Annotated in this window: 12 protein-coding genes; 2 read left to right on the top strand and 10 right to left on the bottom strand. The window is 37.9% G+C overall.

Going from position 1 to position 13,901, the window contains the following annotated elements; genetic code table 11:
- Window positions 1-150: 150 nt before the first annotated feature.
- From ACLIBG_RS03275 to ACLIBG_RS03265, 3 genes are all read right to left on the bottom strand, one after another.
- Entirely contained in the window at window positions 151-855 is a 705-nt protein-coding gene (locus ACLIBG_RS03275; RefSeq protein WP_439311285.1) for a type 1 glutamine amidotransferase, read from the bottom strand.
- Window positions 856-967: 112 nt separating this feature from the next.
- Window positions 968-2,332 (bottom strand): glutamine synthetase family protein, encoded by a 1,365-nt coding sequence (locus ACLIBG_RS03270; RefSeq protein WP_439311284.1) that lies wholly within the window; start codon window positions 2,330-2,332, stop codon window positions 968-970.
- 27 nt (window positions 2,333-2,359) lie between these two features.
- Window positions 2,360-3,514: an amidohydrolase family protein gene (locus ACLIBG_RS03265; RefSeq protein WP_439311283.1), complete on the bottom strand. Its 1,155-nt coding sequence runs from the start codon at window positions 3,512-3,514 to the stop codon at window positions 2,360-2,362.
- Between the two features lie 325 nt (window positions 3,515-3,839).
- On the opposite strand from ACLIBG_RS03265, the gene ACLIBG_RS03260 reads away from it, so the two are divergent.
- The gene (locus tag ACLIBG_RS03260; protein ID WP_439311282.1) at window positions 3,840-5,513 is read left to right on the top strand and encodes a sigma-54 interaction domain-containing protein; all 1,674 of its coding nucleotides are present in this window, start codon (window positions 3,840-3,842) and stop codon (window positions 5,511-5,513) included.
- Between the two features lie 122 nt (window positions 5,514-5,635).
- Window positions 5,636-6,709: a branched-chain amino acid aminotransferase gene (locus tag ACLIBG_RS03255; protein ID WP_439311281.1), complete on the top strand. Its 1,074-nt coding sequence runs from the start codon at window positions 5,636-5,638 to the stop codon at window positions 6,707-6,709.
- Window positions 6,710-6,894: 185 nt separating this feature from the next.
- On the opposite strand, the gene pstB is transcribed toward ACLIBG_RS03255, so the two are convergent.
- The 7 genes from pstB to argB form a co-directional block, all read right to left on the bottom strand.
- A complete protein-coding gene (pstB, locus tag ACLIBG_RS03250; RefSeq protein ID WP_439311280.1) occupies window positions 6,895-7,725 on the bottom strand; it encodes a phosphate ABC transporter ATP-binding protein PstB in 831 nt (276 codons plus the stop codon).
- Window positions 7,726-7,774: 49 nt separating this feature from the next.
- On the bottom strand, window positions 7,775-8,659 hold the full coding sequence (gene pstA, locus ACLIBG_RS03245) for a phosphate ABC transporter permease PstA (RefSeq protein WP_439311279.1): 885 nt from the start codon (window positions 8,657-8,659) through the stop codon (window positions 7,775-7,777).
- Window positions 8,660-8,662: 3 nt separating this feature from the next.
- Window positions 8,663-9,619, bottom strand: coding sequence for a phosphate ABC transporter permease subunit PstC (gene pstC / locus ACLIBG_RS03240; RefSeq protein ID WP_439311278.1), 957 nt, complete (start codon window positions 9,617-9,619; stop codon window positions 8,663-8,665).
- Between the two features lie 97 nt (window positions 9,620-9,716).
- Window positions 9,717-10,712 carry a PstS family phosphate ABC transporter substrate-binding protein gene (locus ACLIBG_RS03235; RefSeq protein ID WP_439311277.1) on the bottom strand — a complete coding sequence of 332 codons (996 nt, stop codon included), beginning with the start codon at window positions 10,710-10,712 and terminating at the stop codon, window positions 9,717-9,719.
- A 230-nt stretch (window positions 10,713-10,942) separates the two neighbouring features.
- On the bottom strand, window positions 10,943-11,902 hold the full coding sequence (gene argF / locus ACLIBG_RS03230) for an ornithine carbamoyltransferase (RefSeq protein WP_439311276.1): 960 nt from the start codon (window positions 11,900-11,902) through the stop codon (window positions 10,943-10,945).
- A gap of 77 nt (window positions 11,903-11,979) precedes the next feature.
- Window positions 11,980-13,125 carry an acetylornithine transaminase gene (locus ACLIBG_RS03225; protein ID WP_439311275.1) on the bottom strand — a complete coding sequence of 382 codons (1,146 nt, stop codon included), beginning with the start codon at window positions 13,123-13,125 and terminating at the stop codon, window positions 11,980-11,982.
- Window positions 13,122-13,901: an acetylglutamate kinase gene (gene argB, locus ACLIBG_RS03220; RefSeq protein WP_439311274.1), complete on the bottom strand. Its 780-nt coding sequence runs from the start codon at window positions 13,899-13,901 to the stop codon at window positions 13,122-13,124. Before argB ends, ACLIBG_RS03225 begins: the two co-directional genes overlap by 4 nt.

Below are 13,901 nucleotides of genomic sequence, written 5' to 3'. Positions count from 1 at the left end.
CCTTTGATGTCAAATTATTTCCTATTTATTTTGCAACTTTTGTATCGGCTGAGTATTCCTTATTGGCAATTCGTTTGTCATTTTGTGTCAAGTTTTTGTGAAAAATAAACAGCGCAATCATTCAGATAAGACCTCTACCAAAGTCAGCTGTTAAATATGTTTATAGGTTTCTTCCATGTTATCCAATAGTTGGAATAAAAACTGTTTCGCCTTTAGCGCGTATTCTTCTTGACCTAGAAATTGGTCTGGTAATTGAGAGTAGGTTCCTTCCTTTATTTCATCGCCGTTTAGTTTGACTATTTCTTGCAACTTTTTTTCACTAAATTCAGGATGGAACTGCAGACCTATTACTCTATCACCGTATAGAAATGCTTGATTTTTACACCCATCACTTCCAGCAAGCCATTCCGCATCCCCAGGTAGCTCATACGTATCTCCGTGGTATTGAAAAAACGTTACTTTCCTTGGCAGGTTTTTAAATAGTGGAATTCGATTTATTTTTTCATCAAACCGAACCTCCCACCACCCTATTTCGTAATGTTCATGCGGGTAGGCTTTACCGCCAAGTACGTCTGCAATCATCTGAGCACCTAGACAAATTCCCAATACCATTTTTTCTGACCGAATAGCCCTAAGGATAAATTCTTTTTCTTCTATTAACCATGGGTATTGGCTTTCTTCATAAGCCCCCATAATTCCACCAAGGATGATCAACATGTCAAACGAATCTATTTCAGAAAACTTCCTTTCTGTAGAAACATGAGTTGTCCGAATGGAATATCCTTTTTCTTTTGCCCAATCACCGATCGTGCCTAAATCTGCTACCGAATAGTTAATTAATGCATGAATCCTCATTCCTACTCACCTTCAATAAAATTATTATTCTGTATTAGATCCTACAGATAAACCACCTCCTTAAAACGATATAATTTGACCTCTTCCAAAAACAGGATTACACTATTACTCTTTAAAACATATCTGAATAAACATCTAACTCACGGTTAGTTACTATCTGGCAAAATTTGTTCCACTCTGTCTTTTTTACCTTAATAAACTCCTCCCAGATGTCCCGTCCAATCGTGTCGGCCAGAATAGTATCTTCAGCCAAGCTTTGAAGCGCCTCTTCCAATGTTCTTGGAACCCACGAGATTCCTTTTTCCTTTAATTCATATGCATTCATCTGGCTAACATCTTCATCAATTGGTTCCCCTGGGTCAATTTTATTCTGGATTCCATCCAAACCAGCAGCCAAGAGACAAGTACTTAATAAATAGGGGTTGCATGTTCCGTCTGCTCCACGAAATTCAAATCTCCTTTCCCGTCTTTTTTCTGGAATCCTTACTAAGACAGAACGATTGCCAGCCCCGTAACAAACGTGTGCAGGCGCCCACGAACCTGGTTGCATCCGTTTATATGAGTTAAAGCTTGGTGCTCCAACAGCAACAAGAGATCGTCCGTGCTTCAACAAACCACCAATAAAATAATAAGCTTCCTGAGACATATCCAATCCTTTTTGATCGGCTAGATCCTTAAATAAATTTTCCCCATCATCGTTGTACAGGCTAATATGAGCATGTAAGCCGCTTCCTGCTAAATGTTCAAATGGTTTTGGCATTAAGGTTCCTATCATTCCGTGATTATGAGCAATTTGTTTGAACAAGTGCATAAAGGTTACTTGATCATCTGTGGCCTTTAAAGCATCGGTATACTTTAAATTCACTTCTAATTGACCTGGACCATACTCACTAGAAATTTGCTCTGTTTTAACTCCCATTTGATCCATGAAGTAAACAAAGTCATGTACAAAATCTTCTTGAATATCGACACCAACTGTCGAGAAACAATGACTGTTATCAGCTGGAACCTTTTTCCCATCCTTTTCCATTAGCAAATACGCTTCTTGTTCATAGGCCATATACAACTTTCCGTCCAGAATAGATTCCAATTTATGGAGCACTTTTTTTAACATACTTCGAGGACACCCTTCCCATGGGTCTCCATTAATATCCACCAGATCACACAACATGCGAGCTGTATTTTTTCGGTGTGGTAAAATCGCAAATGTATTTGGATCAGGCAATGCAAAAAAATCTCCGTCTTCTGCCCCATACATCGGATTTGGAATATACTCATCAAAAACATCAAAACTCATAATAGCTGTACTGAAGTTTACGCCTTTATCCATCGCTTCGGCAACATTGTCTTTCCGAATCGTTCTTCCTCTCGTAATACCAGAGTAGTCTAAGAACTCTACACGAATAAATTCAATATTATTAGCTTCAATTAGCTTCATTACTTCTTCTAAACTGGTATGTGACTTAGTTTTAAGCAACTATATCTCCCCCTCCCATGAAAATACTTATCCATTTATATCTTTGTTGTATACGGTTTCAAAATTTTTATAAAGAACCATTTCGCCAATAGTTTGTGCTGTTTTTTCATCCATATATTTTTGATCAATCCATTCCAATAGTACTTCCTCAAAACATTCCTTGAAAAGACCTACACCAAGCCAGTTCATTTCAGGTACAGTGAAAGCATCAGATCCATACATCACTTTATTAAACGGAGCAAATTCAAATACTTGGGAAATGATTCGTTTTACACCGTGACCGCTAAATGGATTTTGTAAAGAAATATCCATATATACATTTGGTAGGATACTCGTAATAAACGCGGCCTCTTCCATCCATGGATAGCCCCCATGAACAAAATGTACTTTCGTATTTGCATATTTTTCTTCCCGAAGCATATCAATGAGCAAGCTTGGACTCGCCTTTTGCAAAATTACTTCTCCATCACCAACACCTGTATGAATGTGCATGACTTTATCCGATCGAGTACATTCCTCCATAGCAACATGTAAACAATAGTCTTTTAACGACTTCACTTTAGCTCTTCTATCCATACGAAAATCTTCATATTGTTTAGAAGCAATGTCTATATCCATTTTTCCTATATCCAATCCTGAACGATAAGCAATAATAGACTTTAATCCAAGAACGTGTTTATTATTTAAAGAGCTTCTTAAATCAGCTCTATATTCGTCTATAAACTGTTGAAAAGTTTTACACTCTTCACGAAGCCGATCCATGGCTGGTTCAATTCGGTAAACTTCCATTGTAGAAAAACCTACTAATTTTTCAAATTCATTTCTGTCTATTGGTGGCGTTGGATACCCATAATCAACCAATAATCCTTTTAAAGACACATTGTGAAAAAGGTTTTTCGTGTATCCTGAAAAATCTTTTGCATACTCATTTCTTTTTGTTACTACTTGTTCAACAGTTGGTTCACAATTAAAATACTCTGCCAGCTTTTGAATAGTAATTTGCATGTACATATTCATTCCTGGATACAGGTATTCTGAACTTTTCTTTTTCTTAAACATATTTGGAACAACTGCTAAAGATAAGTGTTCCAAAAAATCAACTTCTGTAAATAATTTTTCGTTTGCTGAAAATGGGTGACAATGAACATCAATTGTTTTCACTTGTTGTAAATTAATGTGCAACTTTAATCCTCCTTTTTCTCGTTGTAAATAATATATTGCAATAAATATGCCAACTTTAAATCAGCAGACTATTATTACATCAAATAGGTTTAAACAAGGAAGTAAGCACATGTTTCTCTTATTTATTCAAAATTTTGAATGAAAAGAATTTTTCAAAAGAAAAATATTGTACAGCAAACTTTTTTTCGCTATAATGAAATATACAGATTCAATTCCAATATATATTATTGAGGTGATTCTCATAGTTGATTTTCCATTAAAAAATGTATGGAATAATTTTTTTGAAAGTATGGTCATTACTGATGATAACGGAGATGTACTGCAAATGAACCGATCAGCGATGCGGTTGTTTTCTCTTAATTCATCCAATTTATACAACACTTCTATCTATGAACTTATGCCTGATGAATTGGAAAAATATTTTACACCTGGAAAAGAAACAACTGGGATATCTGTCTCATTTGGTACAGAAGAATTACTTTTATCGATATCCTCAGTTGAAGATTACTTTTTATTGATCTTTAATAACGTAACTAAAAAACAACGAATTAAATATAAGCTAGATTTATTACACGAAAGGCTACGCACATACGACACTATTTTAGATAGACTGGAAGAAGGTATATGTGTCATTGATGAGGATTTAAAAATTTTGTTTTATAATAAAAAAATGGGGGAGATTAATTTACGTGAACCCGAATCGATAAAAAATAAAAATTTGTTTGAAGCTTTTCCGAATTTAGAAGAAGATAATAGTAAGCTTTTAAAAACATTGAAGCTTCAAAAGACGTTAAATCATAGGGAAACACATTTTAAGTCCGATGGAAAAGAAGTGACTATTTTATCGAAAACGTATCCTCTCATGAGCGGGACTAAAAAGATGGGTGCAGTTGAAATTTTAAAAGATATAACTAAACAGAAAGAGTTAGAAGATACTATTCGCCGTTTGAAAAACAATAACGATGCTCCTATGATTCAACTGAATGATGATCAACCCTCAAATAATACACGATTTCAGTTTAAAAACATTGTTTTTCAAAGTAGAGAGATGGGTCGAATTATTGAACTCGCTAAACGAGCAGCAAGCTCTCCGTCAAATGTGTTAATTATCGGGGAAACGGGAACAGGAAAAGAACTATTTGCACAAAGCATTCATAATGAAAGTCCAAGAAGTGAAAAACCATTTATTGCTCAAAATTGTGCTGCTCTTCCTAAAAGTTTATTGGAGGGATTACTTTTCGGTACAAGTGTCGGAAGTTTTACTGGTGCAGTTGAAAGAAGCGGTATTTTCGAACAGGCTCATAAAGGTACATTATTACTAGATGAAATAAATTCTATGGGAGTGAGTTTACAAGCAAAATTATTACGGGTATTACAAGAAAAAAAGGTAAGAAGACTTGGTTCCAATAAAGAGATAGATGCAGATGTACGTATTGTGGCAACATTAAATGAAGACCCACAAGAAGCAATACAAAAAGGTAGACTACGCGAAGATTTATATTATCGGTTAGGAGTTGTAAACCTAGTTATTCAACCGTTAAGAAAAAGAAAAACTGACCTGACCGTACTGATGAATCATTTTATAGAAAAGCATTCTAAAGCACTAAATATACAAATTGACGGTGTGCAAGAAGATGTTGCTAAATTTTTCCAAGAGTACTCTTGGCCTGGAAATACAAGACAATTGGAACATACAATTGAAGGGGCTTTAAATTTAATAAATGACGAAAAAATTATAACATTCGACCATCTCCCATATACGTTTCAACAACAAATGTTGGAAGAAGTAAATACTCAGCAAGGATCTTTCCCACCAAGGATCCCTAATACCAAAACTAATGGAACCTTAACGGAACAATTGGAGCACCTTGAAATTAATTTAATAAAAGAAGCAATTAATGAATCATACGGCAACATTACAAAAGCTAGTAATAAACTAGGTATCTCGCGTCAAAATCTTAACTATAAATTAAAAAAATTTAATATTGCTACTAAGTAGAAACAATTATTCAAACACATAAGTTAAATTAAAAGCAAATTAATTTATCACAATAGCGCTCGAATGTGATATGTTAGTAGGAAATAATGAGTTTTCAACAATAAAGGATAGGAGTTTATACAATGAAGGAACGAATCATACAAAAATCACTAGCTTCTAACAAAAAACCAAAACCACAAACGGATCAGCTTGAATTTGGCAGGGTATTCACAGACCATATGTTTATGATGGACTATACACCGGAAGCTGGCTGGCATGACGCACGTATTGTGCCATACGAACCGTTGACAATTGATCCGGCTGCGATGATCTTTCATTATGGCCAATCCGTTTTTGAAGGTTTAAAGGCGTACCTCACTCCAAATAACGAAGCCCAATTGTTTCGACCCGAAAAAAACATGGAGCGATTGAATCGATCTAATGAAAGGCTTTGTATCCCGAAAATAGATGAAGAATTTGCGATTGAAGCGATTAAACAGCTTGTTGCTATCGATAAAGAATGGATTCCTACCTCAGAAGGGACATCGCTTTACATTCGACCATTTATCATTTCAACCGAACCGTACCTTGGTGTTGCACCGTCCCGGCGTTATACATTCATTGTAATCCTTTCCCCAGTCGGAGCTTATTACAAAGAAGGAATCAATCCAGTAAAAATTGCTGTCGAAAACACATTTGTTCGAGCGGTCAAAGGTGGTACCGGAGAAGCAAAAACTGGCGGAAATTATGCATCTGGATTAATGGCCCAGGAGCTAGTTGCAGATAAGGGTTTTGCCCAAGTATTATGGCTTGATGGGGTAGAAAAGAAGTACGTGGAAGAAGTTGGCAGCATGAACGTGTTCTTTAAAATTAATGGTGAAGTGATCACCCCAAAGCTGAATGGAAGTATTTTGGAAGGGGTAACGAGAAATTCCGTTATCCAATTGCTGAAATATTGGAACGTGCCTGTAACAGAAAGAAAAATTTCGATGGAGGAAGTATTAGATGCTCATAAAAATGGCACACTAGAAGAAGCTTTCGGATCAGGAACGGCAGCCGTTATTTCTCCAATCGGACAACTGACATGGGAAGAAAAAGATCTCGTTATTAACGAAGGACAAACTGGGGAAATTGCAAAAAGAGTTTACGACACGTTAACAGCCATTCAGTATGGCCGAAAAGAAGATCCATTCCATTGGATTGTAAAAATTGATTAGCATGTAGATTCTTTAGTGATTTTTATGAATTTAGAGGCGAATTGTTTTTACAGCGTCAAAGTATATGATCAGAGAAATCAATTCTTCATTACTTGAAATAAAATGAACGAACCAATGATGCTACTTTCACGTTGGTTCGTTCACTGATTTTCTCTTCATAAATAAAATCAACTGTTCTCATTTTCTCACCCAAATCTCCCCGAAATATAATCCTCCGTCCGTTTATCTTTTGGATTCGTAAAAATAACATCAGCAGCATCATATTCAATTACTTCACCTTCAAAGAAAAAAGCTGTTTGATCGGAAATACGGGCAGCTTGCTGCATATTGTGTGTCACCATAATAATCGAATATTCCTTTTTTAAATCTTGCACCAGCTCTTCCACTTTTAACGTAGATTTCGGGTCTAGGGCAGAGGTTGGTTCATCCATTAAAATCACATCCGGTTCAATCGCTAGACAACGTGCAATGCACAAGCGCTGCTGTTGTCCCCCTGATAAACTATACGCATTGTCATTCAGACGATCTTTTACTTCATCCCATATATAAGCTTTGCGCAAACTATGTTCCACGATTTCGTTCAATATTTTTTTATTTCGTATGCCGTGAATTTTAGGGCCGTAAGCGATATTCTCATAGATCGATTTAGGAAATGGATTCGGTTTTTGAAAAACCATCCCAACTTGCGTTCTTAAGTCTTCCACTTTAAACGATTTATGAAGGACATTCTTGCCACGATACAAAATATCCCCTGAAAGATTTGCGATCGGAACAAGCTCAACTATTCGGTTCAATGCTTTAATAAACGATGACTTTCCACAACCGGAAGGACCAATAATCGCTGTTACTTCATTTTGATGAAACGATACATTAATATCCTTCAAAGCATGTGTGCCGCCATACCATAGATTAAAATCGATTGTCTGATAAACAGCATCTTTCGCCAAACGAATATGCTGTGTCGGTTCCTGATTTATTTTGAAATCAACAATCTTCTTTTCCTTCAACAGTGCCATCCGATTCACTCCTTGAAAAATGTAATTTAGTCTTCAAAAGTTTTAAGCCTCAATATCTTTTCTGAAACTTATTTCGTATAATGATTGCAGATGAATTCAGTAAAAATAAAAAGAACAGCAGGACAATAATTGTTGCGGCAGCTAAATTCAAATATTCATCCACTAAGGCAGAATCCAGTGTCCAATAGTATATTTGCATTGGTAGTACCGTAAATTTATCTAAAATCCCGCCCGGAAAAGGAATAAGTAATGCCGGGATGCCAATAACAACGAGTGGCGCTGTTTCCCCAATCGCTCGTGACAATGATAAAATTCCTCCGGTTAAAATCCCCGGTAATGCTGTAGGGAGGATGATTTTTCGAACAGTTTGCCATTTCGTTGCCCCCATACCATAAGAAGCTTCACTCAAATGAAGAGGGACGGCGCGAATCGCTTCTTGACTTGCAACAATGATGATAGGTAAAATAAGTAGCGACATTGTCAGCCCACCTGCTAAAACGATATTCCCAAAATCCAGTGCTCTTACAAAAATGGTCAGCCCCACGATCCCATAAACAATTGATGGTACACCGGCCAGGTTAGCAATATTCGTTTGAATTAATGATTGCAGCTTTCCTTTTTGTGCATATAACTCCAGATAGATTGCAGTTCCAACGCCAAGTATAAACGTGACAGGTATTACAACGACCATTAACCATGCTGTACCAAGTATAGCCCCCATAATTCCCGCACGGTCAAACTGTGTTGATAACTTTCCAGTTAAAAAGTCAATATTAATCCAAGCGATCCCATCCGATAAAACGCGTATAATTAAAGTAACCAATACAATGAAGCCAAATAATGAAGCGAGTAAAAACAGTTTTGTACAAATTCGATTTTTCAGTAGACGGCGATACATCCTTTTGTCTACTTGATCTTTATCAACGTACCTCATCTCTTAATACTCCTCCCTAAACCGACGAGAGATATAGCGTGCAAGTAAGTTCATCAACAATGTGAAAGCGAACAACGTCATTGCCACGGCATATAAACTATAGTAAATTGTCGATCCTGCCGGGGCTTCTCCACCAGAAACTTCAACGATATAAGCGGTCATCGTCTGCATAGACTGCGTAATATCAAAAGTGAAGTTTTTTGTACTTCCACTGGCGATCGTGACAATCATCGTTTCGCCGATCGCCCGAGAAACTCCCAATACAAATGAAGCGATAATTCCGGATAATGCTGCCGGAATGACGATACGGAATGTTACTTCCAATTTCGTAGCCCCTAACGCTAGTGCCCCTTCCCGCAGCGAATTGGGAACAGAATTCATTGCATCCTCAGACAACGAGGCAATCATCGGGATAATCATCACTCCCATTACAAGCCCTGGACTTAAAATATTGGTTGTTTCCAAGCTTGGGATCACATGTTTTAATAACGGAGTTACAAACGTAAATGCAAAAAAACCATAAACAATTGTCGGTATACCGGCAAGAATTTCTAATAAAGGTTTAAACAACCTTTTTACTCTTTCTGTCGCATATTCACTTAAATAAATAGCAGTCATCATTCCAATTGGCCCGGCAACGAGCATGGCGATTAAAGAGGAAAAAATGGTACCGTTAATCAGCGGTAACACACCGAATTCTGGATTTTTGCTTAATGGTTTTAATGTTGTGCCGGTAAAGAAGTCAATAAATGCCACTTCCTTAAAAAAAGCTATCGTTTCACTGAGCAATGTGTACAATATCCCAATAGTTGTTACAACGGATACAGCTGCAATTAAAAATAGAATAAAAGAAACCAGTTTTTCCATCATTACCGAATAACTTTTCGATCGCTTTTTCTTATTGATCAACGCTCTTGTATTCACTGGTTGATTGCTATCCAAAGTGTTATTTACCGCCATAATATACCGCAATCCTTTCCGAAAGATATAAATCACAATAAGATAAGAGCAAGTGACTCTCTCATCCTATTGTTTTATCCTTCTTACAATTAGCTTCTTATTTGAAAGTTTCCAAATCAGTAATAAGCTGTTGTGCTTCCGCATCCGGTATTGGTGCAAATCCCACCTCACCAGCAAATTGGTTCACATTATTCATCACATAGATTGCATAGTCAAGAATTTGTTCTTTTTCCTTCGCCTGGTTTAAATTTAAGTACGTAAACACGGGACGAGTGAAGTCTCCATATTCCCCGTCTTCAGCTATCGTATCAAGGGATGGTTCCACAGCTCCGTTTCCGAAGTCAACATTCACCGCTTGTAATTTGTCCTTGTTGTTTACATAGTATCCAAATCCGAAGAAGGCAATGCCATTTACGTCCTCTGAAACTAATTTAACTAATGTTGGATATTCCTGTTGTAGATTGATATCATCTACTAAATCCTTTTCTTCCATGATGCTTTCATAAAAGAATTCGTATGTCCCGTGATTTTCATTCGGCCCCATCGCATTTATTTTTTCATCCGGCCAGTCCGGGTTAATATCGGACCATTTTGTTACGTCTCTCTCAGCTAAGAAAATACTTTTTAATTCTTCCGCAGTCATTTCTGTAGCCCAGTCGTTATCTTTGTTAATAACAAATGTCAAACCGTCCAGTGCCACTTTTAGTTCTTTCGCTTCAATTCCAAGTTCATCTGCTTTTGCTTGCTCTTCATCTTTAATTGTTCGTGAAGCATCATTAAAATCTGTACCATCTTTTGACAGAAACTTTTCAAACCCGGCACTTGTACCTGATCGACTTACTTCTACAGAAACATTTTCTTCCGTTGTCATATATTCTTCAGCCAACCGAGCCATTAAGGGATATACGGTACCAGACCCGTCTATGACGACACTCCCATCGAGTCCCTCCGATTCGGCGTCATTCGTTTTCTCTTCGTTATCAGATGTTTCTTCTGTTTGATCCGTTTCTTTCTGTGCATCCGCGCCACACGCCGCCAACAGCACTAAAAAAACTGCCAATACTAAAAAAATGAAGTACTTTTTAAAAGACATTCTTTTGTCCTCCCTTTAGTAGATTTATAGGAGAATTTCTCTCCCTCACAATTCCTAGTATAGGAGTCAAATATTAAGTGGGTATGTATTGAATGTAAAGGTTTTGTAAAGTTCAAGCCTTTACGTTAATAAAATATTGATTTCCGTGATTACTAGAAATTTATTTTAAAAACAGCAATCCCCCGCTCTCCTTAATGGAAAACGGGGGATTAATTATATCGTTCTATTTCTTATAAAAGGGATGTAAGGATTGCTTTTTGAGCGTGAAGTCTGTTTTCCGCTTGATCAAATACGACCGAATGATCGCCGTCAATTACGGTACCAGTAACTTCTTCTTCCCTATGTGCTGGAAGGCAATGAAGAAATAAATAATCTTCTTTCGCCTCTTTTACGAGCTCATCATTCACTTGAAATTTCATAAAGCTTTGTTTCCGTTTTTCTAAGTCACCGTTCCAGCCCATGCTCGCCCACACATCCGTATAGATCACATCAGCACCTTCTACTGCCTTGTGCGGGTCGTTTGTCTGTTCTATTTTCGCACCTGACACAGCGGCTTTTCCCATGACTTGCTTAAATACTTCAGGATCAACTTGACTGTTATCCGGAGAGGCGACAGTACAATCAATTCCCATAATTGCACAACCCATTAATAGCGATTGCGCCATATTGTTGCCATCACCAACAAAGGCAAGCTTTAATCCTTTAAATGAACCCTTTTCCTCATAAATCGTTACTAAATCAGCGAGCACTTGACAAGGGTGAAAATCATCAGTCAATCCGTTAATGATCGGTATGGAGGCATTATCAGCAAGTTCCTCTACAATCGCATGGTCATACGTCCGGATCATAATTCCGTCTACATAGCGGGATAGTACTTTTGCTGTATCGGCAATCGTTTCTCCGTTACCGATTTGCAAGTCATTTTTATTTAAGAACATTGCATGACCGCCAAGTTGATACATTCCTGTCTCAAAAGAAACGCGGGTTCTTGTTGAAGACTTTTCAAATATCATCGCCAACGTTTTTCCTTTCAACAGTTGGTGGGATTCTCCCACTTTTTGCATGTTTTTTAATTGTATCGTGTAGCGAATTAAATCCATTAACTCTGCTTTTGTAAAGTCTGCAAGCTTCAAAAAATGTTTACCTTCTAATTTGCTTTTCATATTTTGTACCACTACGGGATTAATCATGACACCTTCACTTCCTTATCTTTTTTGGTTAAAATCTTAAATTGTTCGCTCCAAGTTTTCATTTTCGTTCCAATTTCTCATGATTCGTTTTTCCATGTGTCAGCCAAAATTGATACCGCTTTTTTCATTTCTTCTCTCGATACGGTGAGCGGGGGCAATAAACGAATAACATTGGGTCCAGCATTTAACACGATCAAGCCGTTTGCTAAAAGCTTGGGAACAAGTGTCGATATATCTTTCGAGCAATGGATACCGATCATCATGCCTCTGCCTTTAAAGGCCGTAACAGAATCATATTTTCCGATTTGACTTTTTAACAATTCAAGTAAATAATCCGCTTTTTCGGTAACTTCGTGTAGGAATTCCGCTTGAAATATGGTTTGCAATACTTCTTTTGCTGCAGCCATTGCCAGTGGATTCCCGCCAAACGTTGATCCGTGTGTGCCTGGGCCAAAATGCTCTTCAAGCGGGACTTTTGCAATCATTGCCCCAACAGGAAAACCATTACCCAAGCCTTTTGCTGTCGTTATAATATCTGGTGCAATATTGTAATGCTCATAGGCGAACGCCTTTCCGGTACGACCAATTCCGGTCTGAATTTCATCTACAAGGAGCAGAATGTCATGCTTCTTGCACAATTGCTCTACTCCTTGTATAAAGGAGTAATTTCCCGGGTGAACGCCGCCTTCCCCTTGAATAACCTCCAGCATGATAGCGGCTGTTCCTAAATCCACCGCTTCTTCAACTGCTGCCAAATCGTTATAGTTCACGTATTTAAAGCCTTCGAGCATTGGACCAAAACCTGTTTGGACTTTTTCCTGACCGGTAGCAGCCATTGTTGCAAATGTTCTGCCGTGAAAGGACTGTTTAAACGTAATAATCTTTTTCTTTCCAGTAGCTTTTCGTGCAAGTTTTATCGCTGCTTCATTAGCTTCCGCTCCACTATTACAGAAAAACACATAATCTCCTGCACTATGTTCTACAAGTTGTTTTGCTACTTCTTCCTGAATAGGCTGTTTATATAGATTCGATACGTGCCAATATTGATTCAGTTGATTTTCTACTGCTTGCTGAACAGCGGGATGACGATGGCCCAAATTACAGACACCAATTCCGGATCCAAAATCCAAAAATGTTTGCCCATTGACATCTTCTATTATGGTTCCTGCCGCTCGTGCAACTGATAGGTCCACTCGATTGTACGTCGGTAACTGATAGGTCATAACACTACCTCCGTTGCCTTTGTAATGACCGTACCAATAAGCTGTGTATCGGACTGAAGGATAGTGTTTTTTCCGTCAACGATCATGACTTCATTCACATCTCCGTCCAAGCTATCCAATGCAGCGGTCACTTTGGGTATCATACCGCCATATATCGTTTCATCATCCAGCAACTTTTTTATATCGTCTTTTGTCACCTGCTCCATCAGTCTTCCATCTTTCATGACACCAGGAACATCGGTAACAAAAATAAGTTGTTTCGCATTCAGCGCTTTACTAACCGCTCCGGCAGCCGTATCCGCATTGACGTTATAACGTTCTCCGTCCGCCCCAAGTGCAATCGGCGCAATCACGGGAACAATGTTTTGTTCCAGCAATTGTTCCAGCAATTTACCGTTGACCTTTTCGATTTCTCCAACGAAGCCATACCGTTTTAAATCAACTGGTTTTGCCTTCAATAAATTAGCGTCCGATCCCGACAAACCAACCGCCTGCATTCCAGCATCATTACATTGTCTCGTCAATCGGTTATTGATTTGTCCGCACAATACCATTTCAACAACATCCATAATCGGTTCAGTCGTTTTTCGCAAGCCGTCAATAAATTCAAACGAAATATGAAGCTTTGCTAGCATTTCTTTAATCGCCGGACCACCACCATGTACGATTACCGGTTTTAAGCCGGACTTTTGCAAAGCGCGAATATTCGCGAAAAAACTTTTAGGCAATTCATCAATGGTACTGCCGCCGCATTTTAAAACAATTGTATCGTGCAC

This window comes from Virgibacillus sp. W0181 (genome assembly GCF_051846915.1).
Lineage (GTDB): Bacteria > Bacillota > Bacilli > Bacillales > Amphibacillaceae > JBPYCR01.
Note: the sequence above shows the minus strand (reverse complement) of the source record. Positions and strands in the feature narration are given on the sequence as shown.